General features: G+C 40.4%; 25 protein-coding genes, 4 tRNA genes and 1 riboswitch. Of the genes, 11 read left to right on the plus strand and 18 right to left on the minus strand.

Annotated elements, in window-relative coordinates; genetic code table 11:
* Nucleotides 1-15 precede the first annotated feature (15 nt).
* The 5 genes from RIC88_RS00895 to pth all read left to right on the plus strand — a co-directional run bounded on the left by RIC88_RS00895 (nt 16) and on the right by pth (nt 2,822).
* Nucleotides 16-88 (plus strand) — tRNA-Gln (locus tag RIC88_RS00895).
* A gap of 64 nt (nt 89-152) precedes the next feature.
* Nucleotides 153-1,082 carry a ribose-phosphate pyrophosphokinase gene (locus tag RIC88_RS00900; protein ID WP_350215541.1) on the plus strand — a complete coding sequence of 310 codons (930 nt, stop codon included), beginning with the start codon at nt 153-155 and terminating at the stop codon, nt 1,080-1,082.
* Between the two features lie 24 nt (nt 1,083-1,106).
* The gene (locus RIC88_RS00905) at nt 1,107-1,760 is read left to right on the plus strand and encodes a 50S ribosomal protein L25/general stress protein Ctc (protein ID WP_350215542.1); all 654 of its coding nucleotides are present in this window, start codon (nt 1,107-1,109) and stop codon (nt 1,758-1,760) included.
* Between the two features lie 61 nt (nt 1,761-1,821).
* Nucleotides 1,822-2,265: a GNAT family N-acetyltransferase gene (locus RIC88_RS00910; RefSeq protein ID WP_350215543.1), complete on the plus strand. Its 444-nt coding sequence runs from the start codon at nt 1,822-1,824 to the stop codon at nt 2,263-2,265.
* Entirely contained in the window at nt 2,265-2,822 is a 558-nt protein-coding gene (gene pth, locus RIC88_RS00915) for an aminoacyl-tRNA hydrolase (protein ID WP_350215544.1), read from the plus strand. Before RIC88_RS00910 ends, pth begins: the two co-directional genes overlap by 1 nt.
* Before the next feature lie 45 nt (nt 2,823-2,867).
* On the opposite strand, the gene RIC88_RS00920 is transcribed toward pth, so the two are convergent.
* From RIC88_RS00920 to RIC88_RS00940, 5 genes are all read right to left on the minus strand, one after another.
* Entirely contained in the window at nt 2,868-3,539 is a 672-nt protein-coding gene (locus RIC88_RS00920; protein ID WP_350215545.1) for a phosphoadenylyl-sulfate reductase, read from the minus strand.
* A complete protein-coding gene (locus tag RIC88_RS00925; RefSeq protein ID WP_350215546.1) occupies nt 3,529-4,119 on the minus strand; it encodes a precorrin-2 dehydrogenase/sirohydrochlorin ferrochelatase family protein in 591 nt (196 codons plus the stop codon). Before RIC88_RS00925 ends, RIC88_RS00920 begins: the two co-directional genes overlap by 11 nt.
* On the minus strand, nt 4,116-4,868 hold the full coding sequence (gene cobA, locus RIC88_RS00930) for a uroporphyrinogen-III C-methyltransferase (protein WP_350215547.1): 753 nt from the start codon (nt 4,866-4,868) through the stop codon (nt 4,116-4,118). Before cobA ends, RIC88_RS00925 begins: the two co-directional genes overlap by 4 nt.
* A gap of 2 nt (nt 4,869-4,870) precedes the next feature.
* On the minus strand, nt 4,871-6,994 hold the full coding sequence (locus RIC88_RS00935; protein ID WP_350215548.1) for a ferredoxin-like domain-containing protein: 2,124 nt from the start codon (nt 6,992-6,994) through the stop codon (nt 4,871-4,873).
* 170 nt (nt 6,995-7,164) lie between these two features.
* Nucleotides 7,165-8,373, minus strand: coding sequence for a trans-sulfuration enzyme family protein (locus RIC88_RS00940; RefSeq protein WP_350215549.1), 1,209 nt, complete (start codon nt 8,371-8,373; stop codon nt 7,165-7,167).
* A 149-nt stretch (nt 8,374-8,522) separates the two neighbouring features.
* Nucleotides 8,523-8,628, minus strand: a riboswitch (SAM riboswitch).
* A gap of 177 nt (nt 8,629-8,805) precedes the next feature.
* Between RIC88_RS00940 and RIC88_RS00945 the strand changes: the two genes are divergently transcribed.
* The gene (locus RIC88_RS00945) at nt 8,806-11,172 is read left to right on the plus strand and encodes an ABC transporter permease (protein WP_350215550.1); all 2,367 of its coding nucleotides are present in this window, start codon (nt 8,806-8,808) and stop codon (nt 11,170-11,172) included.
* Here the strand turns inward: RIC88_RS00945 and RIC88_RS00950 are convergent, their stop codons facing one another.
* Nucleotides 11,173-11,979, minus strand: a complete 807-nt coding sequence (locus RIC88_RS00950; RefSeq protein WP_350215551.1) for an aminotransferase class IV — start codon at nt 11,977-11,979, stop codon at nt 11,173-11,175.
* A gap of 97 nt (nt 11,980-12,076) precedes the next feature.
* Between RIC88_RS00950 and RIC88_RS00955 the strand changes: the two genes are divergently transcribed.
* The gene (locus RIC88_RS00955; RefSeq protein ID WP_350215552.1) at nt 12,077-13,327 is read left to right on the plus strand and encodes a BaiN/RdsA family NAD(P)/FAD-dependent oxidoreductase; all 1,251 of its coding nucleotides are present in this window, start codon (nt 12,077-12,079) and stop codon (nt 13,325-13,327) included.
* A gap of 288 nt (nt 13,328-13,615) precedes the next feature.
* On the opposite strand, the gene trxB is transcribed toward RIC88_RS00955, so the two are convergent.
* The 5 genes from trxB to RIC88_RS00980 all read right to left on the minus strand — a co-directional run bounded on the left by trxB (nt 13,616) and on the right by RIC88_RS00980 (nt 19,401).
* On the minus strand, nt 13,616-14,566 hold the full coding sequence (gene trxB, locus RIC88_RS00960; RefSeq protein WP_350215553.1) for a thioredoxin-disulfide reductase: 951 nt from the start codon (nt 14,564-14,566) through the stop codon (nt 13,616-13,618).
* A gap of 106 nt (nt 14,567-14,672) precedes the next feature.
* A complete protein-coding gene (pnp, locus tag RIC88_RS00965) occupies nt 14,673-16,829 on the minus strand; it encodes a polyribonucleotide nucleotidyltransferase (RefSeq protein ID WP_350215554.1) in 2,157 nt (718 codons plus the stop codon).
* A gap of 84 nt (nt 16,830-16,913) precedes the next feature.
* On the minus strand, nt 16,914-17,183 hold the full coding sequence (gene rpsO, locus RIC88_RS00970; protein WP_350215555.1) for a 30S ribosomal protein S15: 270 nt from the start codon (nt 17,181-17,183) through the stop codon (nt 16,914-16,916).
* Nucleotides 17,184-17,220: 37 nt separating this feature from the next.
* On the minus strand, nt 17,221-18,888 hold the full coding sequence (locus RIC88_RS00975) for an LptF/LptG family permease (protein ID WP_350215556.1): 1,668 nt from the start codon (nt 18,886-18,888) through the stop codon (nt 17,221-17,223).
* A gap of 123 nt (nt 18,889-19,011) precedes the next feature.
* Entirely contained in the window at nt 19,012-19,401 is a 390-nt protein-coding gene (locus RIC88_RS00980) for an START-like domain-containing protein (protein ID WP_350215557.1), read from the minus strand.
* Nucleotides 19,402-19,530: 129 nt separating this feature from the next.
* Here RIC88_RS00980 and RIC88_RS00985 point away from each other — a divergent pair.
* Nucleotides 19,531-19,604: transfer RNA gene (locus tag RIC88_RS00985), tRNA-Met, on the plus strand.
* 27 nt (nt 19,605-19,631) lie between these two features.
* A complete protein-coding gene (locus RIC88_RS00990; RefSeq protein WP_350215558.1) occupies nt 19,632-19,889 on the plus strand; it encodes a GIY-YIG nuclease family protein in 258 nt (85 codons plus the stop codon).
* 238 nt (nt 19,890-20,127) lie between these two features.
* Here RIC88_RS00990 and RIC88_RS00995 read toward each other — a convergent pair whose 3' ends face one another.
* Genes RIC88_RS00995 through RIC88_RS01010 form a run of 4 tightly spaced genes read right to left on the minus strand, consistent with a single transcriptional unit; the run spans nt 20,128 to nt 21,787 of the window.
* The gene (locus RIC88_RS00995) at nt 20,128-20,553 is read right to left on the minus strand and encodes a (4Fe-4S)-binding protein (protein ID WP_350215559.1); all 426 of its coding nucleotides are present in this window, start codon (nt 20,551-20,553) and stop codon (nt 20,128-20,130) included.
* 2 nt (nt 20,554-20,555) lie between these two features.
* Complete coding sequence (locus RIC88_RS01000; protein ID WP_350215560.1) at nt 20,556-20,861, minus strand: GNAT family N-acetyltransferase; 306 nt, start codon at nt 20,859-20,861, stop codon at nt 20,556-20,558.
* A complete protein-coding gene (locus tag RIC88_RS01005) occupies nt 20,842-21,480 on the minus strand; it encodes a pyridoxamine 5'-phosphate oxidase family protein (protein WP_350215561.1) in 639 nt (212 codons plus the stop codon). The genes RIC88_RS01000 and RIC88_RS01005 overlap by 20 nt, the downstream gene beginning before the upstream one ends.
* Nucleotides 21,481-21,484: 4 nt before the next feature.
* Complete coding sequence (locus tag RIC88_RS01010; protein ID WP_350215562.1) at nt 21,485-21,787, minus strand: hypothetical protein; 303 nt, start codon at nt 21,785-21,787, stop codon at nt 21,485-21,487.
* Between the two features lie 201 nt (nt 21,788-21,988).
* Here RIC88_RS01010 and RIC88_RS01015 point away from each other — a divergent pair.
* Nucleotides 21,989-22,063: transfer RNA gene (locus RIC88_RS01015), tRNA-Pro, on the plus strand.
* A 53-nt stretch (nt 22,064-22,116) separates the two neighbouring features.
* Nucleotides 22,117-22,191, plus strand: a tRNA-Val gene (locus tag RIC88_RS01020).
* Between the two features lie 464 nt (nt 22,192-22,655).
* On the opposite strand, the gene RIC88_RS01025 is transcribed toward RIC88_RS01020, so the two are convergent.
* The 3 genes from RIC88_RS01025 to RIC88_RS01035 are packed head-to-tail and all read right to left on the minus strand — an operon-like array spanning nt 22,656 to nt 25,995.
* Complete coding sequence (locus tag RIC88_RS01025; RefSeq protein WP_350215563.1) at nt 22,656-23,144, minus strand: response regulator; 489 nt, start codon at nt 23,142-23,144, stop codon at nt 22,656-22,658.
* A 17-nt stretch (nt 23,145-23,161) separates the two neighbouring features.
* On the minus strand, nt 23,162-23,569 hold the full coding sequence (locus RIC88_RS01030) for a response regulator (RefSeq protein ID WP_350215564.1): 408 nt from the start codon (nt 23,567-23,569) through the stop codon (nt 23,162-23,164).
* A gap of 2 nt (nt 23,570-23,571) precedes the next feature.
* Nucleotides 23,572-25,995, minus strand: a complete 2,424-nt coding sequence (locus tag RIC88_RS01035) for an ATP-binding protein (protein ID WP_350215565.1) — start codon at nt 25,993-25,995, stop codon at nt 23,572-23,574.
* Nucleotides 25,996-26,119: the final 124 nt, after the last annotated feature.

The following is a 26,119-nucleotide window of genomic DNA, read 5'->3' on the forward strand; positions in this document are numbered from 1 at the left end:
AAAAATATCCGGTATTGGCCTATGGTGTAACTGGCAACACGTCTGGTTTTGGTCCAGAAGAGTCTAGGTTCGAGCCCTAGTAGGCCAACTAGTTCCGCAGGGAACACGATTTCAAATCCCGCTAACGAAGGCGGGATTTATTTTAGGTAAAGATGTCATCAGTAAAGATTTTCTCCGGATCAGCGCACCCAGAATTAGCAAATGCTATTGCTAATAACTACGGCAAGCCGCTGGGACAGAGTGAAAAGCAAACTTTTAGTGATGGCGAGATGGGCGTCTATTTCACAGAATCCGTAAGAGGATCAGACGTTTTCATCATCCAACCTACTGTCCCTCCTGCTGACAATATCTGGGAACTCCTTTTAATGATTGATGCAGCTCGTAGAGCAAGTGCAAAATATGTTACTGTAGTTGTTCCCTATTTTGGATATGCACGTCAGGACAGAAAAGATAAGCCAAGAGTTTCTATTGCTGCGAAGCTCGCAGCAAATGTATTGACGTCTGCAGGAGCAGATCGAATTATGACATGTGATTTGCATGCAGGTCAGATTCAGGGTTTTTTTGATATCCCGGTGGATCACCTGGATGGCACTGCTATTTTCTACCCTTACCTCAAAAATCTAAAGCTTGATAATCTGATTATTGCTTCACCGGACGTAGGTGGCACTGCCCGAGCACGTTCATATGCGAAGCTGTTTGAGGTGGATATGGTCATCTGTGATAAGCACAGAAAGCGGGCCAATGAGATTGCATCCATGCAGGTAATCGGAGATGTGGAAGGAAAAGATGTGGTATTGGTAGATGATATGGTAGATACAGCCGGAACCATCAGTAAAGCCGCAACTATCATTAAAGAAAAGGGAGCAAATTCTGTTAGAGCAATTGCTACACATGGCGTACTCTCAGGAAATGCTTATAAAAACATTGAAGAATCCGCACTTGAGGAGTTAATCATCACCGATACCATTCCTCAAAAGCAGGACAGTTCAAAAATTAAAGTTTTGACCGTGGCAGAGCTTTTTGCGAAAGCAATCCGCAAAATTCACGATCATGAATCCATTAGTTCATTATTTATTAAATAAACATATTTTAAATCAAATTCAATTATGAAAACTGTTGAGATTATAGGGTATAAAAGAGCAAATCTCGGCAAGACAGAAGCGAAGCGCTTAAGAGAAGAAGGAATGGTACCGTGTGTAGTATACGGCGGTGACCACCAGATTCACTTCTACGCTCCAATGATCTTGTTTCGAGACCTGGTGTACACTGACGAAGCGCACTTTGCTTTATTAACAATTGAAGGAGAACCTGAACCATTTGAGGCTATTATCCAGGATGTTCAGTTTCACCCGGTGAGTGAAATCATCATGCACGCTGACTTCTTGCAGCTATTCAGAGGTACACCTATCAAAATGAACATCCCTGTTCACCCGGTAGGAATCGCGCCAGGAATCCAGCAAGGAGGTAAACTAATCAGAAAAGTGAAATACTTGCAAATCAAAGCACTTCCTAAGAACATGCCGGAATACATTGAAGTAGATGTATCTAAGCTTGGACTAGGTAAGTCTATAAAAGTAGGTGAGCTTGAGGTTGGAGAATACGAAATTTTGAACAGCCTTCTTGTAACGCTTGCAGGTATCGAGGTACCAAGAGCACTGAAAGGAAAAGAGGATGAAGCGGAAGATGAAGAACTGGAAGGTGAAGAAGTCGAAGCAACAGCTGAAGGTGGAGATGCTTCTGCAGAGTCTACTGAATCATAAACATTACAGATTATTATCTTTAATCCCTTCACCGACAGGTGGAGGGATTTTTTTTGTAAAAATGGATTTCAAAAGGGTAACATTATCAGATTATGCACTTTGCATGAAAATGATGAAGGATTTTTATACCATTGACAATTATCCTTTTTCAGAGTTAAAGGCAAGGAAGTGTTTTGAAGAAATCATCCGTAATGATCATTTAGGAAGATTCTGGCTTTTATACAGAAATCGCTTGCCCATAGGTTATATCATACTCACCTTTGGTTTCAGTTTTGAGTATGGTGGAAAAGATGCATTCATAGATGAATTTTATTTAATTCCTGGTGAACGAAGAAAAGGATTCGGAAGCATGACCCTGGAGAAACTTAAAGAAAAAGCAAAACAACTAGACATAAAAGCCATCCACCTCGAAGTGGAAAAAACTAATCAAGTAGGAAACAGACTTTACCGTCAGGTTGGTTTTGAAGGAAATAATCGCTCACTCCTAACTCAAAAAATTGACTAATGAAATACCTAATCGTAGGTCTTGGTAATATTGGACCCGAGTATGAATTAACTCGTCACAACATAGGCTTTCTTGTCTTGGATAGATGGGCTGATGAAGAAGGAGTGAAGTTTGAAGTGAATAAACTGGCTTACACTTCGGAGATTAAGCACAAAGGTCGGACGCTACATTTGATCAAGCCAACCACATACATGAATCTAAGTGGTAAAGCAGTAAACCATTACCTCCAGGAACACAAAATCCCAAAAGAAAATATGTTGGTCATCACCGATGACATAGCCCTGCCCTATGGAAAGATTCGTCTCAAACCCAAAGGATCAGCCGGTGGACACAACGGCTTAAAAAACATTGAGCAGTTGACAGGAGGTGCCAACTATCCCCGTTTGCGCTTTGGAGTAGGTGATGACTTTCATAAGGGACAACAGGTTGATTATGTCCTCAGCCCTTTTTCGAAACAGGAAATGGATGAGTTGGTTTTAAACATGGATCGAGCCATTGATGCGGTCAAATCATTTTGCACCATTGGGTTGGAACGGACGATGAATCATTTTAATTAGATTTCCAACCCTGTTAGGGGTTTGGAACCCTAACAGGGATATTAGTTATAGATGCAACCCACATTCGGTCTTCTTATTATTCAACCACCGGCCCTCCCGCTGATCACCTTTCTCAGTACAGTGTGTACAACCTACTGAGCCGTACCCCTGGTAGTAGAGTTTATTCTGGGGAAGCTGGTAAATGGTGTGATACAAACTCACCTCCTCGGGTGTCATATCAATAATTGGATGAAACTTCAACAGTTCATTTCTGGGCTCAAATATTCTCAGATGCTGACGGTTGGCATTCTGGAACCTTAGCAGTCCCGAAATCCATACATCCTTCCCTTTCTTCAACTGGTCAGTCGGGTCTACCTTATTGATAAAGCAGCATAAGTCATTTTGATATCTCCAGGTTTGATTGTCCTGCGTGAACTGATGCTTATTTTCCTGTGCACCAACCTCAATAATATTTAACGCAAGCTTCTGCTTGACCTCTTCTTTGTATTGCAGGGTCTCTTCAAACAAATAGCCAGTGTTCACTAAATAGACCGGATGGTTTGGTGCCACCTTGCTTATCATGTGAAGCAGTATGGCAGAGGTGGTACCAAACGAAGATGTCATCAAAATGCGATCATGTTCAAACTCTGAAAAGAGGCGCTCCATCCGATCAAGCGGACTTAAGGGATGGTAGCGCTCATTTAACCGAACCAAATTATCTTGTTTATTAGACTTCATTCCGATCAATCAATGATTTCGTAATGCCATTTAATGCTTTCACTTTGAAAGAGAAGTCTCCTTTCAGACGATCACGAATGATCTTTAAGTTCTGAAGAAGCAAATCCGTTTCATCAGGTAATGTTTCATTCAACACTTCCTTCAATCGTTTTGAAAAAGTCGGAGACTTTCCATTCGTACTGATTCCAATTTTTAAATCGCCTTTTTTGACGGTCGATCCTAAATAGAAATCACATAAGTGAGGAGTATCTGCCACATTCACCAAAAGGTGCTTCTTTCGTGCGATTGTCGTTATCCTTGAATGAAGTCCTTGATCATCGGTAGCCAGAATTACCATATCCTTTCCTTTTAAATCACTTTTTCTGAATGAGCGCTCTATTAATTTGATCTGTCTTGATAATCCTTGCCTTTGGCGTATTTCTCCGATAATCTTTTTTGACACAATGGTCACCTGAGCTTCGTGATTATTTCTCAGTAAGGCGTCCAGCTTTTCCAGCCCAACATTCCCACCACCCACAATGAGTGTTTCAATTTGATCCAGTTTTAAGAAAATCGGGAATAGAGAATTTCCTGTTGTCATGCTACCTCCTCTTTTTTAACAGTCTGACTATTGGTTCGGTCTGCATAGACTGCACCTTCTCCAAAAATTAAGAGGGCCGGGGATGCTGGCTTTTGATCTCGGGCTTTATCAACAATCGAATTCACCGTACCAGCAATCACCTGTGCCTCATCGAGCGAGCCATTGCTGATGATAGCAACAGGCAAATCTCCCCGACCCTCATTTAGATAGTGAGCAACCACCACATCCAGCTTTGACAAACCCATAAATATCAAAGCAGTAGATGCGTGTTTGGCGGCTTTCCTCACTTCACCACTCACCTTTCCATCTGCTGAGGTAGCTGTCAGAATTGAAAAACCCTGATTAACTCCTCGGCAAGTGAGTGGAATATTGTACAAACCAGGTAGCATGATGCTGCTAATCCCAATAACCACCTCAGTGGCAATACCATGTTCATGAGCAAATTGAAGTTCCTCATAGCCACGCCCAAAGACGAAAGGATCACCACCTTTGAGTCTTACAACATGACCTTTTTTGTGTGCCTTCTCTACAATCAGCTGATTGATACTTTGCTGGGGTACACTTACCTTTCCGCCTCTCTTCCCTACCGAAATATGCTCGGCACAAGGCGCATACCTCAATAGCTCCTCGGAAACAAGTGCATCATAAAGTACCACATCCGCTTGCTCCAGAGCTTTCACTCCTTTTACTGTAATGAGGTCCGGATCACCAGGGCCCGCACCTATCAATGTTAGTTTTTGATCTTTCATAGCTAGGCTTTGTAGTGGTTACTGATAACCAGTTTTTCTCTATCTGCTTCATTGACTGATCGGAAATCGCATACATGCTTAATGAATCCACTGGCCTCTACCAGATATGCTTTAGCAAAAGCGGCATTTGGAGTATATCGATTGATCTTGAGTACTTCCTGTGCAAAAGATTTTGCAATTGGGAATGCAGGTTCATCAGAAAAGTTCGACTCAAAATCATGAATAATACCTGCATGGGTATTGCACTGAATATCCTTACTCAAAAGCAGTGCTTTAGCACCAATCACAAATGCACTATAGCTGTGATAGATCGCATTGGCCCATTTGTTCTGTACAAAATCCTCATTTGCCCATTCAATGCGCTCCTTCGCATCGGCCAAGATGGTATCTATCAAATCTAAAACCACACCGGCGCACTCACCCACACCAACCTCCGGCACAAACTCCTCTGTAGTTCCCCAATCCTGGTATTCTTCATCTTTAATGAGTGAAAGGTCTGCCAGCGGCTTGAGCAGATCATAAAAATATTTCTTGCCCTCTCTTCTGAAATACTGATTGAAATACTCTGTTTCTTCTGCATTGGCCTCATAATCATCCAATAGTATTCTAATGACATCCGGAATTCTTTTCGTTGGAATTTTAATTACTTTTTCAGCGATATAGCCATGATGATCCGGTTCAATACCACCACCGATCACAACTTGCATAGCAGGAACTACTTTATCTCCATTTTTAATACTGCTGCCATGAAATCCGATATTAGCTATCATGTGTTGACCGCAGGAATTCATGCATCCGCTGATCTTGATTTTGATCTGAGACTCATCAATCAGATGCGGGTACTCCTGATGAATCACCTGCTCCAATTCGGTAGCCAATCGAGTACTGTTTGTCACACCTAAAGCGCAAGTATCTGTTCCCGGGCAGGAGGTGACATCTGCCAACGTATCAAATCCCGGATTTGCCAGGCCTACTTCATGAAGTGAAGCAAAAAGTGCCGGGAGGCTTTCCTTATTGACATACCTGAAAAGCAATCCCTGATTGATGGTGATTCGAATGTCTTTTGAAGCATACGACTCTGCAATCAATGCAATCTTTCTTGCTAATGAAGATGAAATATTACCCAGAGGAACTTTCAATTTGACAGCAAAGAATCCCTTCTGCCTTTGCTCAACGACATTGACTCTTCGCCATTTTTCAAAGTCATCCTTATGATGAATAGCATAGTTGGAATGGGGGCGTTTAAATGTAGTATAGACCTCTTCTTCAAATTGAATCGGATAAACCTGATCCGACAAAGACTTATACTCTTCATCCACCAACCTAAGAAAACCATCCAGACCCAATCCTTTCTTTGGATCAACCAAAAACTTTAACCGTGCTTTATGCCTTCTCTCTCGCTCACCATGTCGGTCAAAGACTCTGAGTGAAGCCTCAATAAAAGGAATAACTTTTTCCTCAGGTAAAAAGTCGTATGCTTCCTGACCAAAAAAAGTCTGAGCTCCCAGCCCTCCTCCTATCAAGACCTTAAATCCCCTAATGCCGCTTTTCACCTTAGGTATGAATCCAAAATCATGGATGTAGGCGAATGCATCATCTTTTTCACTTGATGAAAAGGCTATTTTAATCTTTCTTCCCATATCCTGGCAGATTGGGTTTCTGAGGAAATATTGGAATACCGCATCCGCATAGGGAGTTACATCAAAAGGCTCGTCAGAGTCAACTCCGGCTAAAGGTGAAGCTGTTACATTACGAACGGTATTCCCACATGCTTCTCTCAGCGTTACTCTTACACGTTCGAGACGTTCCCATATCTTCGGCGTATCATCCAATGGGATGTGATGCAGCTGGATGTTTTGACGAGTGGTTAAATGCAGATTCCCATTGGTATACTCCTCAGCAATATGGGAGATAACCCGCAGTTGATCCGGAGTGACCTTTCCATACGGAAGCTTAATACGAAGCATTTGAACCCCCTGTTGACGCTGGCCATAAACTCCTCTGGTTAATCTGAAAGCCTTGAACCGCTCCTCAGGAATATCCCCTGAATGAAAGTCCTTGATTTTATTCTGAAGCTCTTGAATGTCTTTTTGAGCTTCGTTTGATATGGTTATTGTAGATGACATAATTTCTGATGTTTTTAAATAAAAAAACCCTGATGACTCGGTGGCCACCAGGGTTTGCATTTGTTTTTTTTTATTTTACAAATACCTCTTTTTAGGTAGCCTTTGCATTATTTTCCAGCACATGTACATACACATGCAACAGATGCTTATCCATGTCAGATGTTTTATTCTCATGACGATATAAGATTTTCAATCCTTGGATTCACTTGCTTTTCTTTACTAGCCTGTAAAGCTTGCTCAATGTCCTTAAGAATGTCATTTACATTTTCCAGACCTACTGAAATTCGAACCAGGCCAGGAGCAATTCCTACACTTGCTCTTTCCTCCTCGGTAAGTTTGCTATGTGTGGTACTTGCCGGATGTGTTACGGTCGTTCGGGTATCTCCCAGGTTGGGAGTCAGGCTCAACATCGTTAGATTATCAAGGAATCTAACTCCTCTCTCTAACCCACCCTTCACAATAAAAGTCACAATTGCTCCCCCGTGCTTCATCTGCTTCTTTGCTAATTCACGCTGTGGGTGACTTTCCAAAAATGGATATTTCACCAATTCCAATTCTTCATGACCTTCGAGATAAGAGGCAATCTTGTAAGCATTTTCACAATGCCTTTCCATCCGAACTGCAAGGGTTTCCAAACTTTTGCTAAGCACCCATGCATTAAATGGAGACAGGCTTGGCCCTGTATGACGAGCAAAGAATCGGAGTTCTTCGATCAGCTCCTTCTTCCCGACAATTGCACCTCCAAGTGTCCTACCCTGTCCGTCGATGAATTTAGTTGCAGAATGAGTGACAATGTGCGCGCCCCATTCAATTGGGTTTTGGAGGTATGGCGTTGCGAAGCAATTATCTACATTCAAAATCAGATTGTGCTTTTCAGCCAGTTGCCCCAGATACTCCAGATCCACGATATCCAATCCCGGATTAGATGGGGTTTCCACAAAGATCATTTTAGTCTTCGGGGTAATCAGACTTTCCCATTTCTCAGGTCGATGCAGATTGAAATAGGAATGTTCAATGCCCCACTTTGGAAATACTTTGGTGAAAAGCTGATGAGTGGATCCAAACAAAGCCCTGGATGCCAACACATGATCCCCTTGTTGTAAAAGGCCTGCCATACTGGTAAACATCGCTGACATACCTGTTGCGGTAGCCAATCCATCTTCGGCTCCTTCCAGGTAACAGAGTTTCTGAATGAACTCATCGGTGTTGGGGTTGGAGTAACGGGAGTAAATGTTTCCCGAAATCTCATCATTAAATTTCGCTCTGGCCTCCTCCGCATTATCGAAGATAAATGAGCTCGTGAGATAGACCGGTGCAGAATGCTCTTTCTGAGAAGCATTCGACAATTGTGTGCGAATAGCTTGCGTTTCAAAATTCATTTGAACGGGATTTAAGAAATTAGTAAAGGGAAATTTAAGGACAGACCTCTTGGCTTAGAGATCAGAAATTAACGGCAGCAACAGCACATAAATCTAGTGTGCGTGTTGAGCAATTGGATGTCCTGAATGTGTTTGTGTGCGTTTTTCATAATTTATATTCACTTTAAAAGTTCAGGAATTAGCACCTTCCCGCCAAGTGGTCGGGAGGTTGCTAGCACATCAACGAGCCTGTCTCTCCGTGCTTCTTTATAAATTTTACCTCTTCATTTCTGAAAAGATGGGTCAAAGCTGAATCAAAGTTTTTGAACTTCCAAAAACTTTTTCAGAAAAAATATTCTCATCAGTTTGTAACCTAGGTCAAAAACCACGGTACAATTAGTATCAAAATGCAACTTTTCTTTATCTCAGTCATCCTTAATTAAACAGCCTGCCATGAAGCTCAAATATTACCTCAGAATTACCCTACGCAATTTTTTCCGTCACAGAGTATCTTCCCTTGTTAACCTTATTGGGCTAACAACCGGACTCTCTTGTGCCTTCTTCATCTACCTCTGGGTACAGGATGAATTAAGTGTGAATAAATTTCATGAAAAAGACAACAGGCTGTTCCGAGTCATGGAATTTCAGACTTATTCCAATGAAATGTTCGCAACCAATTCTACTCCAGGAATACTTGCTGAGAATCTGAAAATTGACTTCCCGGATATTAAATATGCCGCTACCACAACATGGATTGGTAAGTCATTGCTGTCGTATAATAACGATAAGTATTTCAAAGAAGAGGGCTTCCATGTGGGTGAAGATTATTTCAATATTTTCACCTATCCCCTTTTGGCAGGAAATCCTGCTGATGTTTTGAAAGACAAATCATCCATTTGTATTTCAAAAAACCTGGCAGAAAAATTCTTTGGTGACGTAGAAAGTGCCGTTGGTAAATCGCTTCGCTATGAAAACGATCGGGATTTTATCGTAACAGGCGTTTTCGAAAACATTCCTAAAAACTCCACTTACAGATTTGATTTTGTCTTGCCATTTGAAGACTTCAAAGATGATAATGAATGGGTGAAAAGCTGGGGCAACAATGGTCCGCATACCTATGTGATTTTAGAAGAAGGGGTTGAACAACAAGCGGTTACCGAAAAGATATCTGGTTATGTGAAAACTAAAAATGAGGACGGTGATAGCAATGTCGATTTGTTTTTGAAAAAGTATTCGGAGCAGTATCTCTACGGAAAGTACACCAATGGTGTTCAGGATGGGGGTCGGATTGAGTATGTAAGGCTTTTTTCCATCATCGCAATTTTCATACTGGTTATCGCCTGCATTAATTTCATGAATCTATCCACGGCCCGCGCTTCTAAACGAGCGCATGAAGTAGGCGTAAGAAAAGCCATCGGTGCAGATAGGCAAACGTTGATCAAACAATTCATCGGAGAATCTCTTTTGATTACTTTTTTCTCGATGGTACTGGCATACGTATTTGTGTTGCTTCTCTTGCCTCAATTCAACTTTATTACTGACAAAGCAATTTCTCTGGAACTGACTCCTCAGATCATCACTTTTTCCATTGCGACGGTGATCTTAACCGGATTCTTGGCAGGAAGTTATCCGGCATTGTATCTCACCCACTTCAATCCGGTGAAAGTGCTTAAAGGAGAAATTAAAAGCTCTGCAGGTGAGGTTTGGGCAAGAAAAGGATTGGTAATATTCCAGTTTACTATTACGATAATATTAATCGTAGGTGTCATTGTGATCCATAAGCAAACCAGCTATGCACTCACCAAAAACCTTGGATACGATCGTGATAATGTGGTCTTTTTCAGCCAGGAAGGAACAATTCAAGACAAACGAGATGCCTTTTTCACTGAGTTACGTAAAATTCCTGGAGTAGTATCTGCGGCTGGCACCAGTCACACACTTCTTCATCAAATGAACAATACCAGCGGGCTGGATTGGCGAACGAAACAACCGGAAGAACGAATCCTATTCGAGAACATTCGGGTAGATCATGAATTCCAAAAAACCATGGGAATGGAACTGGTTGCCGGACGATGGTTTGATAAGCAATTCGGCGCAGATAGCACTAAAATTGTAGTGAATGAAGCGGCAGTAAAAGTGATGGGTTTTACACCTGAGGAAGCTATTGGAGAGACCATTAAACTGTGGGATGAGCATGATCTGCAGATTGTTGGAGTGTTGAAAGATTTTCATTATCAATCCATCCATCGAGAGGTCGATCCGGCTTTCTTTTGGTTGGGGAATACCTGGAATACCGCTGTGCGTTTAGAGGCCGGTAAAGAAGTACTCGCCATGACCAAAGTGCAGGAACTATATGAAACGTTCTGTCCGGGATTCATTTTTGAGTATGAATTTTTGGATAAAAGCTATCAGGAATTATACGAATCAGAAACACGTATTGGGACACTATCCTCCTATTTTGCTGGGTTCGCCATCCTCATTTCATGTCTAGGTTTATTCGGACTAGCCACTTTCACAGCAGAGCGAAGACTTAAAGAAATAGGCATTAGAAAAGTATTGGGAGCGTCTGTTTCAAATATTGTTATGATGCTTTCGAAAGACTTTACCAGACTGGTAGGCATTTCAATCATTATTGCCATTCCGATCTCCTACTACTTTATGGATAAATGGCTGGAAAGTTTTGCCTATAAAATTGATTTAAGCTTCTGGATCTTTATGGGAACTGCCATTATCTCCCTGATGATTGCATGGCTGACGGTGAGCTCTCAAGCTTTGCGAGCTGCAAATATCAACCCGTCCAAGTGCCTGAAAGATGAGTGATTATTGATGGAGATGGTCGGAAAATCGCTTTATAACTTGCGTTGAAATCGATCCAATTCGACCATCTCCTACTTTTACACCATCCACTTCAATAATTGGCAACACTTCTTTCAATGTGCTGGTAATGAATATCTCATCTGCTGATTTGAAATCTGCAAGCGAAAGCTCCTGAACATGGATTTTTGTAATATCATTTGCGATTGATAATATGTTTTTTCGGGTGATTCCTGCCAGAATGTTACCCTTTGGAGTAATCATTTCTCCATCGCGCACTACAAACACATTACTTCGTGAAGCCTCGGAGATGAACCCATCCTTGTGATAAATTATATCTATTGCGTTTGCCTTCATTCGCTTGCGATGTAGGTAATTACTGGTGAGATAATTAATGCTTTTAATCTCCGGATATTCCCTCAGATATTCGTGCAGAATGATGGCCGCTGAATCCGGATTCTTATGATTGGAAAGATCTGAATTGGTGATGTAAAAGAAAGGTTTCAGTGTCTTTTCAGTCTCACTTCCATCTCCCAGTAGCATCAGTTTAAAAGCAGATTCCTTAAATCTATTTTTCCTTTGGAGTGCATCAACAGCCTCTCTGATTTCTTCTTTCTCAATAAGCCAGTCCAATCCCAGGAACTGCTGCGAACGATCAAAGCGATCCAGATGATCCTCCATGAAAACAGGTTTGCCTTGTCGACCTCTGAAAAGATCGAAGATTCCAAAACCACGTTGAACTCCAACATTGTGAATGGAAATGGAGGCTTTTGACTCATCTACTACCTCACCCTTGAAATAACAATAGGCCATGGATTTTTCAGTTGGAATTAAAACATTAATCTGTCAGAGTAGCGAGAAATATTATTTTTCTTCAATCCCTTAGTAAATATCTCTCCTTTCTGTCGAGATGGCAAGGCTGTATCGATTGAAATCAAGATTTTTAGCTTACTTCGTCTTTGTGAATGTCATCGTCATCGGAGGAGGTGCTGCTGGTTTCTTTACCGCCATCAATATTGCTGAGAAGCATCCGAACTATCGGGTTTCGATTCTTGAAAAATCAGGAAAGATTCTTCAGAAAGTGAAGGTCTCGGGAGGTGGACGATGTAACGTGACGAATGAACGATCGCTCCCATCCGAGTTGGTGAAATTCTATCCGCGAGGGAGCAAAAAACTTCATTCACTTTTCAAGACCTTTTCTACTGAAGATATGGTGCGTTGGCTTGAAGAGCATGGTGTGCAGACGAAGGCAGAAGCCGACAAACGTATGTTTCCGGTCACGGATAATTCTCAAACCATCATTGATTGTTTCGTTAAAGCAGCAGAAAAACATAAAATATCTCTCCATTTAAATGAAGGAGTAACCAAACTGGAACAAATCGAAAATCAATGGAAGATTACCACTTCCAAGCAAGAAATCTTTGCTTACAAAGTAGTAGTTGCCACCGGCTCCTCTCCTGCTACCTGGAAGGTCTTAGAAGAAACGGGGCTTGAAATGACAGACGTTGTTCCGTCCTTGTTTACCTTCAATATCAAAGATGAACGAATTCAAGACTTACAGGGAGTGTCCTTTGAAAAAGCCTCTGTTAAAGTAGTCGGAACAAAGCTCACCGAGCGAGGACCTTTGCTTATTACTCACTGGGGATTGAGTGGCCCGGCCATTCTAAAACTATCGGCATGGGGTGCCTATGAGCTGGCAAAGAAGAATTATCATTTTGAGGTTTTGGTCAATTTTACTGGAGACATGAAACCGGATGAGATTAGAAATCACATTACGAGCTACATGCAGTCCAACCCCAAACGAAAAGTGGTCAACTATCCGCTGTTTGATTTACCCAAGCGATTCTGGGAACGAATGACTCAGTATTGTGAAATAAGTGACCAAACCCCTTTTGGTGAACTTTCTAAAAAAATGATAAATAAGCTGGTGGAAGAGCTGGGACAGGGACGATACGAGGTGAATGGCAAGAGTACTTTTAAAGAGGAGTTTGTTACCGCTGGTGGCATCAAATTATCTGAGGTTGACTTAAACACGTTTGAATGCAAACGATTCCCCAACCTGTACCTAGCCGGTGAAGTACTGGACATTGATGCCCTCACCGGAGGTTTCAACTTTCAGGCCTGCTGGAGCGCCGGGTGGGTGATTTCGGAGAGTGTTTGAGCTCTCGTTTTTTCCTTTTTCGCTTTCAAATTACATCCTTTAAGTATGACTCCAACACCAGAACTATAGCAATAAAGAAACTGTGATTAAACCTACCAATCCACCATCCAATTCTAAAAATGGACAAACGATAACACCTGTTGTTAGGATCATAGCTCTTGAAAACGAGTTGTTGGGATTGTTTTTTCGCAATCCTATGATTAATAATATTACAAATTATTGATTGATATTATCAAAAAATAGGTGGTGTCCTTAGGACTCGCTTTAAATTCTAAAATTCCTTTCAATCTAGGCTTCAGCTAATTCAACCTCTTTCTCTGCAATCCATTTTTCAGCATCCAAAGCTCCCATACATCCGGTTCCTGCTGCAGTTACTGCTTGTCGGTACACTTTGTCCATGGCATCCCCTGTGGCAAACACACCCGGAACATTGGTTTTTGAAGTACCCGGAATGGCCTTGATGTATCCTTGCGCATCCATATCAATCCATCCTTTAAAGATGTCCGTATTTGGCTTATGGCCAATAGCAACAAAAAATCCTTGAGCCACAATAGTCCTTTCTTCTCCTGTTTGAGTATTCACAACTTTTACACCTTCTACTTCCTCATCACCTAGCACTTCTTTGGTTTCCGTGTTCCAAAGAATTTCAATATTTGGTGCATTCTTTACACGTTGCTGCATGATCTTAGAAGCTCGCATCTCATCCCTGCGAACAAGCATATAAACTTTATTTACAATCTTAGAAAGATAACTTGCCTCTTCAGCTGCAGTATCTCCAGCACCAACTATCACTACGTCTTGTCCTCTGAAAAAGAAACCATCACAAACTGCACAAGCAGAGACACCTTTACCATTCAATCGTTGCTCGCTTTCCAGCCCAAGCCATTTAGCAGAAGCTCCTGTTGAAATAATAACTGCCTCAGCCTCAATCTCTGTTTTTTCATCTACAGTAACCTTATGTGGCCATCCGCTGAAATCAACCGAAGTGATCATTCCACTTCTAACATCTGTTCCAAATCGCTCTGCTTGCTTCTGGAAATCAATCATCATTTGCGGTCCCATAACTCCATCAGGATATCCTGGATAGTTCTCCACATCATTGGTGATGGTTAGTTGGCCACCAGGCTGTCCTCCTTGATATAAAACAGGCTTTAAACCTGCTCTTGCAGCATAAACTGCAGCTGTAAAACCTGCTGGACCAGATCCTATAATCAATACTTTTACTTTCTCTGTTGGCATTTGTTTCTTAATAATCTTTTATAAAAAAATGGTGTCCTGATCAGAACACCATCTTATTAGCTTTTGTGCCCGACGGGCAATATAAAATTCTAAAGTGTCCTGAAGATTACTCTTCGGTCTTTTCTGCTGGTTCCGGCTTAGGAGGACGAGGAAGAAGAACCTTTCTCGAAAGCTTGAATTTACCAGTTCGCTTATCGATATCGATCAACTTCACTTTGATCTCCTCTCCTTCTTCCATTACATCAGCTACATTCTCCACACGCTCCCATTTGATTTCAGAAATGTGAAGAAGACCATCTTTTCCAGGTAGGAATTCAACAAACGCTCCGAAAGGCATGATCGACTTTACTTTACCATCATACACTTCACCAACTTCAGGTTGCTGAACGATTGCTTTAATTCTAGCTAATGCATTGTTTAATGAATCACCATCAACAGCAAAGATGCTCACTTTTCCGCCTTTCTCATCTTCTTCAATATTCACAGTCGCACCAGACTCTTTCTGAATTTCCTGAATGATTTTACCGCCAGGTCCGATCACCGCACCTATAAGTTCTCTGTCAATTCTCAACTGCACCATCCGTGGTGCATGGGATTTAAGCTCAGATCTTGGCTCAGTGATTGCTTTAGCCATTTCACCGAGAATGTGAAGCCTTCCTTTCTTCGCTTGAGCGAGTGCTTCTGATAGTACTTCGTATGAAAGTCCGTCTACTTTAATATCCATCTGGCAAGCTGTGATACCTTCAGTAGTTCCTGTTACTTTAAAGTCCATATCACCCAGGTGATCTTCATCACCAAGAATATCAGAAAGGATCGCATATTTACCAGTCTCACTATCAGAAATCATTCCCATAGCGATTCCTGAAACAGGTCTCTTTAATTTGATTCCAGCATCCATAAGGGCCATTGTTCCTGCACATACAGTCGCCATAGATGATGATCCATTAGATTCAAGGATATCAGAAACCACTCTTAAAGTATATGGATTTCCTTCATCTTCCGTAGGAATCATAGGCTTCAATGCTCTCATAGCAAGGTTACCATGTCCCACTTCCCTTCTTCCAGGACCTCTGTTTGGCCTTACTTCACCGGTGGAGAAACCAGGGAAGTTGTAGTGCAAAATGAATTTATTGTACCCGGAAATCATAGCTCCATCAATCATCTGCTCGTCAAGCTTGGTGCCAAGCGTTACAGAAGTCAATGATTGCGTTTCCCCTCTGGTGAATACTGCCGAGCCGTGAGCGGAAGGCAAGTAATCTACTTCTGACCAAATTGGTCTGATTTCATCAGGCTGTCTTCCGTCAATTCGTTCTTTAGAATCAAGCACGAAGTTTCGAACTGCTTCTTTTTCTATGTCGTGGAAGTATTTTCCAAGCAAGAAGTCATTCATTTCTTGCAATTGCTCTTCAGAGAACTGCTTAATGTATTCATCATAAACCGCCTTGAAAGCTTCTTTTCTTTCCGACTTATTAGGGTTTTTCTTCGCAGCTACATCATATAGTTTTTGATAAACAGCCTTGTGCATGGAGGCTTTCAGCTCCTCATCTTTCGGTTCGTGATCGTATTCACGCTTTTCTGTAGCCCCGGCTTCTTTAGCCAGCTCCACCTGCACTGCACATTGTACTTTAATTTCTTCATGAGCCTTTTTAATGCCCTCCAGCATTTCAGACTCGTCCACTTCTTTGGACTCACCTTCCACCATCATGATGTTGTCAGCTGTTCCGGCAACAATCAAATCAAGAGAAGCAATTGCCATCTCTTCCGGGGTTGGGTTCACTTTATATTCTCCATCTACCTTAGCAACTCGTACTTCAGAGATCGGTCCACCAAATGGGATATCTGAAACAGAGATGGCAGCAGATGCGGCAAGTGCTGCAAGAGCATCTGGCATTACTTCCGGATCTGCAGATATCAGCTGTATAAACACCTGGGTGTCTGCGTGATAATCCGACGGAAATAAAGGTCTTAGAGCTCGATCTACTAATCGGCAAATTAAAACTTCATAATCGGAGAGCCTTGACTCTCTTTTCAAAAAGCCACCCGGGATTTTTCCGGCAGCTGCAAATTTTTCTTGATAGTCTACTGAGAGTGGTAAGAAATCCACTCCTTCCTTGGCTTCTTTTGAAGAAACCACAGTTGCCAAGAGTTTGGCTTTTCCCATACTAACAACAACAGATCCATCTGCCTGCTTTGCAAGCTTTCCTGTTTCAATGGATACTTCCCTGCCGTCCGAAAGTTGGAAGGTTTTAGTAATTACGTTCATAATAAATTGATAAAAAGGACACGTTTTGTCCTTTGGTGTTTACAATCAAAAAAGGGAATCAGAAATTTGATTCCCCTTAATTTTTTATTTTCTGATGTTAAGCTTCGCGATGATGCTACGATATCTTTCGATATCGCTTTTGTGCAAGTAATCAAGAAGTCTTCTTCTCTTACCTACTAACTTCAAAAGACCTAATCTTGACGCATGGTCTTTTTTCTGAGTTTTCAAGTGGTCTGTCAGGTGGTTGATTCGGGTTGTGAATAACGCAATTTGAGACTCAGGAGACCCTGTGTCTTTAGCTGACTTTCCGTGCTCTTTAAAAATTTCTTCCTTTTTTTCTTTTGCTAGATACATTCTAAAATCGTCTACCTCTTTTTATTGAAGCGCAAATTTACGCTTTGTTCTTATTCCGAGCAAATCTACGCTTAAGCTTTTCTATTCCAATGCGATAGGCATCAATATCGAATAATCGAGCATCGACCCTGGCCTGCTTTAGGAAAAATAAACCGAACGGCAAAAGAATCGCATCGGCCATCCACGAAGCAATGTATGGATCCAACACACCTTCTTTGGCCTGCTTCTCTCCGATACTAGTAAAAATGTAATAAATGATAAAAAAGAAGATGGCTATTATGGTAGGGACACCCAACCCACCTTTCTTAATAATAGCACCTAGAGGTGCTCCGATCAAAAACATGATAATACAAGCCAATGCCTGAGCGTATTTCTTTTGCATCTCAATGGTGTACAGATTAGCGTCTTTTTGATATTGGTATAGTCGTGTTTTTACCGAGCTAAGACTTACTTTGACGTTCCGGGCTTTATTTAATGCATCAGAATATAATGCCTTCCTTGAACTAGACTTTCGGTCTAAAATACTATCAATAACGTTCATTTTTAACGAGGATATATCAGTAGAATCCAGATTTATCCTTCTCTGAGAAAGATCTATTTTTAGACGTATTGTAGTTGAATCAAACTTTGGTTTTGAAAATTTTTGACTTTGGAGAACTGATTCTTGCTGTGGTTCTTGTTTACCTAAATACGAGTCAAGTAATGTGACAGGAAAAAATGATGCTTTTATTGTTTGATCAAATACTTGAATACTGTCTTCATCAATATCCACATCATTGAGCCTTCCCTTATCTAAAATAATGGTTTTATTTTCTAAGTGATATTTGAAATATCGCTTAGATCCTTGAATCAAATATGTCTTCTGTTTTACAATAGCAGTTTTAAATGAATCAATATCATGGGCAAGTTCACTAATATTTTTCATCTGTCTGTTATTCTGAAAAAGCTCTTCTTTTCGACGTTTCAAATCGAATGAAGCCAGGCTGAACACCATCTCCATTTTATCATAATCCGTACGATAAAACCGATCTATTTCACTTTTGTTTTCAGCCTCTTCTGAATAATAATGCCCCCGATACAATTCAAGCTTTAGGTATCTATCATCCAAAATTGTATACATCAAGCTTGAATCAGCTAGAATGATTGTTTTATTGCCCCTACCCTCCGAGTGGTCATAAATGATTACGTCCAATAATGTTTTGCTATCGGATAGCTTCTCTTTTGCTTTAATACTATAATTGGGAATACCATTATAAAAAGCACCAGCCTTAATATCCAATGCTGGTTTGGTGTGTTTGATGTCGTAAAGTAAACTGTACGCCTTTAAGTTAGCAGCAGGAATGGTGTAGTTATTGAAGAAATATGCACCAATTGATAATACCACAATAAACAGGAAAATTGGTCTTAGAGTCCTAAGTAAAGAAATTCCTGAACTTTTAATTGCAGTCAGTTCGAACTGCTCCCCTAAATTCCCAAAAGTCATTAATGACGCCAGTAAAACCCCAAGTGGCAAGGCTACCTGAAGCATATTTAACGAGAAATAAAAAAGTAATTCAGCAAAAACAGTAAAACCTAAGTTTTTACCTACAAAATCATCAAAATACTTGAGCAAATACTGTATAAGTAAAATAAAGTTAGACACTGCAGTGGTAAGCAGAAAGGGTCCGATAAAGGACTTGAGCATTAATACATCCAACTTTTTCATGTGCAGGTAATGATTTCTTTGACACAGATGAACTCATCCAAATTTTTCGGGATTCATTTCAAAAGGCAGCAAAATTAGAGAATAGGATGTTAGCAAGAAAAGTACCAGAATACAGGTGGATGGTTAACCTCCTACAATTTCTTTCAAATCATGAATAAGTGTTTCCCACAATTCGTTTGCCTCCTCTTCATCCATGTCTGAATAATCTGTGATACGGACATAAACAGATTGAGTTAGTTCATTCATTTCAATCTTAAACTCAAAAAAGTTATTATCATCATCGTCATCATCATCAATAACGTCAAATCGGACGTGGTGATTGGTTCTGTTAGAAGTGAGCTTTGCTTTGCTTTCATCGCCATCCCAGATAAAAGTGTATACTTTATCCTCATTGTTGATGTTCACATCATCGGCAAACCACTGTGCCAAACCGGATGCAGTACTGAAATACGGGTAGAGCATCTTCTTTGATGCATTGAATTCAAACTCCCCTACATATTTGTGCTTAGCCATACGCTGTGAATTTTTTGATAAGGTAAAAAAAAAATCTATTCCAACAAGCCCATCTCAGAAAAGAAATCTTTTATAGATTTGCGTTCCTTTTTGAGGGACAGGCCTGGAAGGCTTACTCAAAATCTAAATGGCGTGGTAGCTCAGTTGGTTAGAGCGTCGGATTCATAACCCGGAGGTCGGGAGTTCAAATCTCCCCCACGCTACTCTTTATTGTCCTCTTGCTCTGTATAATGCACCACTTTGTTTATGCTTTATATTCTCCCAAATTCAATAAAATCTATATCGGGAGAACTTCAAACATCAAAGCAAGACTAATGAGTCATTTTTATACCGGCACAAGAGGCTTCACTGTAAAATACAGACCATGGAGACTTGCTTATCTAGAAAAGTGTCGTAATAAAAATGAAGCTTCTCGGCGAGAAAAACAATTGAAATCTGCTAAAGGAAGGCAATTTGTTTGGGAGAAGATCCAAATAAAATTTCATTAGAGCGTCGGATTCTTATCCGCCAGCTGGCGGACGGGAGTTCAAATCTCCCCCACGCTACTATTTTAATACTCCTTTCTAAATGCTTCCCTATCAACCTTTTGCAGGTGGTAAGAATCTACATCAGAAACAGCTCTTTCATTAATTTTTTCGAAAATGTGATTATCTTTCTATGATCTCAATTAATTGTTGTTATTTTCTGATTTCATTGGTGAGTATATGTTTTGCCTAGCTAAAAAAATTACCCTTTAAAATCGATTTTTTTATGACTGCCATCGCAGTAAGGTTTATTGGAAGAAGCTCCGCATCGACAAAATGCAGTCACACGATGTTTTGAAGTTTCTGAACCATCATGATGTTTCACTTTAATGTTCCCGTAAACCAAAAGCGGTCCACCTTTTGACACTTCTACAATTTGCTCATCTTCTATTACTTCTTCGCTTGGTGATTCATTCTTAAGTTTGTATGATAATGCGCCTGATGGACATCTATCAATTTGCTCCTTAATTACTTTGTCGTCAGCTCCATTCACATTCACCCAAGGACGCTGATTGGGGTTGAAAACATCAGAAAGACCCTTGAAACATATCTCAGAATGAATACACTTCTCTGGTTTCCATATGACTGAGAGTTCTTCGCTTTCGTATTCTTTTACTTTTTCTGCCATACTTACAATTTAGCTTTTTCAGATAACAAATGATGATAATCCGACCTGTTATCTTGAATAAAAGATCTTACAAAAGGACATAATGGTACGATATGACAATCATTATTTTCAATAATTTCCAATGACTCTCTCACCAACTTATGGCCAACTCCCTGTCCCTCGAATTTCTTTGGAACCTCTGTGTGAACCATGTACACATCTCCTGATTTCCCCACTTTGTAATCGATGAAAGCGACTGCATCATCTACGCTCAGCTCGAATCTGTTTGCTTCTCGGTTATCTTTTGTTTTAAGACTTGCCAAATCCATTGATCATCTTTTTTAGATAGTCAGGTAAAGTTTTATCTTTTGGTAATTGGTGATCCATTTCAGGTGAGCCGTATTTTCTATGAATAGGAATGATCCCACACCAGGCTGAATTTTCTTCCATTTTCACATTCACATCACCTACCCGCATCTTCGCTGCAGCATTATCAAGTGAGAGTCTCGCAATCTTTGTAATCTTCACCTGTTCAGGTGATGGCTCACCCACATCTGCTATTCTTCCCGGCACATACCGATCAGTGAATAGATTGAAAAACTTCAGTTTTTCCGAAGGATTGGTGATTTCCTCAACTTTCGAAAAGCCAATTACCGAACGATAATTAAATGAATGATCGAACGCTGTGGGAGCTAATACCAACGCATCAAGGTGTGTTATGGAAAAGCTTACATCCTGATCAATTATATGCTCAATGAAATGACTTTTTGAAGAAGCATGGATGTAGATATCATTGTCCACACGTGCAAAACCGGTAGGTATTTGATGGGGAATGTCATCACGCAAAAAAGCGATGGTACAAAAAAGACCTTCATCAATGATTTGATATAAGGTCTCTTTGTCATCGGTACCTCTACTTGGATACCGGGATGGTTTAGTTCCTACCATATTTTTAGGTCAATAGGATGAGCAAAAGTAAAATGATAATTATTGCACCAACAGAAATTGATACTTTGGTATCAAGACCAGCTTGTTTCAACTCTTTTTTGATGTCCTTTACCTCGACCTTTAGTGCGGCTTTTTCTACTTTATCCATATTTGAAAAATCCATCCCCCATATTTCCTGAACTCTGTTTTCTAATTGCTCAACCCTCTCCCGAGGATCTGTATTCTTTGTGTCGGGCTCACCAGCCGAAGCTGAAAGAGATGTTAATGAAATCAAACCGCTAAAAATCAGGTATTTAATCTTTTTCATAGTGTATCTATTAAATGATTGATTTGCATATAAATGTAGTTGAAATCATATAATTGGCGTATCAATTATGATTCAAAACATTTGGTTAAAACAGATATTGAATATTTCCTTAAAAAAAATTAACTACGGGAAGGAATTTTAAATATTGAATTTCTACATTTGCGTTCCGTTTTGGGAAACGGGACCGAAAAATGTCGGGAACGGGGTGTAGCACAGTCCGGTTAGTGTACCTGGTTTGGGACCAGGGGGTCGCAGGTTCGAATCCTGCCACCCCGACAAAAAAAGCTGATCAAAATGGTCAGCTTTTTCTATTTTTGGGGCTTCTGCATGGGAAGTTAGCTCAGTTGGTTTAGAGCACCGCCTTGACAGGGCGGGGGTCGCTGGTTCGAATCCAGTACTTCCCACTTTTCACATTGGTACTTTAATCTTGGTCAGCGGGGGTCGCTGGCCGGAACGCCGGTCCGATCGAATCCAGTACTTCCCACATTAGCCAGGCATAGTCTGGCTTTATACTTTAGGAATTGGATGAGAACCAGATGGTTCGAATCCGCCAAATGGCGGATCACGAAGGGGTGTGCGGCATACCAAGCGCGTATGAGATAAATGAGCGCAGCGAATTCACGAAGGTCGAGCGGCATGGTAGTGTGTATGAGTAATCCCTACCTGCGGCAGGCAGTACTTCCCACCATTTATACTTTAGGGATTCGGTTCATGAGGAACTGTGGATATTGACTATGAGAATGTGTGAATGCTTCGTATTCACAAGAGGTTTAGGCGGCATATCAAGCGAGTATGAGTACTTCAGCACTTCACTTAACAGATTGGCATTAAACCTTATTATTCGTTGATCATTGTATAAACTAAAAATCTATGCAGAAGCTCTACCGTCTGCTTTGCGATTTTCAATTATAGTTTGATATTCGCTTAAACCATATTTAATGGTCTCCAGTAGTTCTTCACCAGACCATGGTTTAAGTATAACCTTACGAAGATTAGCTAACTCATAAGCTCTTTCTATGTCCTCATCCTGCGCCATTCCGGTTAGCATCACTTTCACGATATCGGGATATTTACTGTGAACTTGGGTTAAAAACTGATCTCCTCGCATGCCCGGCATAATCTGATCCGATATGATCAAATGAGGGTGCATCATTTCATCACTTCTCATTTCATCAATAATCTCAAGCGCCTCTTCGCCGCTTTCTGCAAGCACAACATGGCACCTTCCTTCAAAAAAGTTTTGAATTTGAATCTTCAAACATTCAAGTATTATCTTTTCATCATCTACACAAAGTATCGTTGGTAGACTTTTAACGGTCTCATTCGATTTCATATTCTTAACAATTGTATTTCCCATCTTTTTAGCTGTTTTCTTTAATTCGAAAGTTTAATTCCTTCTTTTATTGAATCAATCAGTTCATCTTTCGACCATGGTTTATGGATAATTTTATATAAACCGGCTTTCTTAAAAGCATTGTCCATTGCTGTTTGATCCGCCTGACCTGTGAGCATGATTTTTACTATCCCGGGATATTTAACATGCACATTTGCAAGAAATTCATCCCCCTTTATATTTGGCATCAGCCAATCGGAAACAATAATTAAAAGGCGAATCCCATTACCAAACAGTTCATCAATAATCTCATATCCTTCTTCTGCACTTTCAGCGAGCTCTATTTTAAAACTCGAATTGAATTCTTCATTTATTTGGGACTTCAGACTATCCAGGATGATTTTTTCATCATCTATACATAAAATCGCTCTATCGTATTGGTCACTCATTATTAATTATTTTTAGGTAATTTGACAAAGAATTTGCTTCCGCTTTCATTGGTTTCAAACCATACATGTCCCTTATGCTTCTCAATAATTTTCTTAACTATATCCAGTCCTAATCCACTACCCTCTCCAGCAGGCTTTGTGGTGAAGAATGCATTGAAAATCTTTTTTTGAATCTTTTCAGGTATTCCCGGGCCCGAATCTTTTATGGCTATATATACCTCATCTGCCGAATCTTCCAGATCTATAATCAGTTCCCCTGAATATTCCATAGCCTGCATGGCATTATGAATCAAATTAGTCCAGACCTGAATTAACTTATCGGGCTGACATTTTATCATAACCTTTTTATCAGGTAAGTTTTTTGTCACGTTGATCCCACGTTTCAGTTGATTATGATAAAGAACCAGAACTGTTTCAATATTTTGACATATGTCTACTTCTTCCTCAATGTCACTTTCATCAAATCGGGCGTATGATTTAAGTGCAAAAACAGTCTTACTTACTTTCTGAACCGCCAACTCAATGTTTTTTGCTGAATTTGCTTCATTGTTAAGATGATATGCCAGATCCAACATTGGCTCGCTATCATCGTGCAAAATCAAATTTTTAAAAGGGTCTAAGTCGGTCCTAATATTCATATCGACTAATCGATCGGCTAGAACTTCGCTATTTTCAACCTTCCAGGATTTCAACGTTTGGGTGAGCTCTTTCCTAAGCACCCGTTCTTCACGAGTAGATAAAATTTCTTTCTGACTGGCCCCTTCACTGAGAAGACCATGCAACATTCTCGCTTCATTGGCACCAATAACTGACTGTAACTTGGTTAGTAATTCCAGGGACTTCCAAAATGAATTTTGTAAAGATCCGATAGAAGCATTTATTGCACCTAATGGAGTATTAATCTCGTGGGCTACACCAGCGGAAAGCTGACCAAGTGAGGCTAGTTTTTCACTTTCTATAAGCTGACTTTGAGTAGCTTTTAAATGATCAATTGTGTCACTCAGTTCCTTGGTTCTATCGTTGACCTTCTCCTCCAGGTATTTATTGTTGGCAGTTAATATCCTTTCACTCTGCTTGAGCGCGTTGATGTCCTGAAAAAGGCCTTTCATTGCAACTACTTCATTGCCTTCAAATACCGCCTGTCCGATGGCTCTTACCCAAATTTCTTTGTTAGTCGCAGTTATCAATTTGCATTCCAGGTCATAGCTCCTACCCGAGGATATTGCTTCATTTACTGCATCTGAAATGATTTCCCGATATTCAGGGTGGTAGAACATGATGGCTTCATCTACTTCGATTTTTGTACCAATTTCTACCTCATGTATATCATAAACTACGTCACTCCATTTAAGTTCTCCACTTTCGATAAAGTATTCCCAGGTTCCAATTTGTGCCAGATGTGATAACTCAAAAATAGTTTCAGACTGAGTCCGTGCCTGCTCTTTTACACTGTTCAGATCTTCTTTAAGTTTTTCGGTCTCAGTTAGTACTTCTGTAAACTGAATAATGCCGCCGATGGATCCATCAATATCATACCATGGCAATAGCTCTAATCTGCAAATTTCAGTCTTTCCATTTATAACAATATTTTCCTTTTCTCTACGAATGGTATTCCCGTTCAATACCTGCTCATAATAAGCTATTCGGTCTGGCATATTGTGCAACTCAGGAAATAGATCAAAATGTGATTTTCCAATAATATTTTCCCCTTCCAGATTGTAGTCCCTATGCCAATTGTTATTGACCATAAGGTAATTCATTTCCTTATCGAACATTGCAATAGCACCCGGACTGTTCTTTAGGAATAAATCAAACAGGTCCTGAAGCTTTCTTCGCTCGTCGATCTCTTCCTGCATTTCTGTTGGACTTTTGAACTTCAGTGCTTTTGGTATTACAAAGCCCAGAACCACTGAGGTACCAATGGATACTACTCCGGTCATTAATTTCACAAATCCACTCAATCGGTACATTGGATTCCAAAATAGAATCACATCAATCAAATGAGTGAAACCGCACAGGAGTATAAAAGTGCCAAATAAGCCAATCAGCCATCTCAACCTACCTAGTCGGACATTTCGGACATAGAATAAGAGCATTATTGGAATGGAGAAGTAAGCCAGAAATATGGTCAGATCAGAAAAGATATAAAGCCAGCCTTCGTTCTCAGCCCAATCTCCACATGTCCAGCGTGCAGGCCATCTTGAGCTATCAAATAGGTTAGAAAAGTATTCGTTAAATCCTATGGAAGAATTGGTTGATTGAGAATGGGTTGAACAGGTTGTAAATGATGATGTTATTGGGATGATATCACTTACAGTTTCTTCCGTGGGAAAGTTTGCGTTAGTGTACTGAGAAAACACTAACATCAGAATAGACAGAGAGTATCTTCTGATAAAATGGGTAAACAAGGTATTAACTAATCGCATATGAATCCTTATAAGCTAAAGACATAGCTAAATAAGGTACATGCTTATAAATATGTTGAATATTATCGCTGAGTATAGAGTAATCCTCGTTATTCGAAATAATTTAATCGGCCAGTAAAAAATC

It is taken from the genome of Ekhidna sp., assembly GCF_040220215.1.
Classification (GTDB): Bacteria; Bacteroidota; Bacteroidia; order Cytophagales; family Cyclobacteriaceae; genus Ekhidna.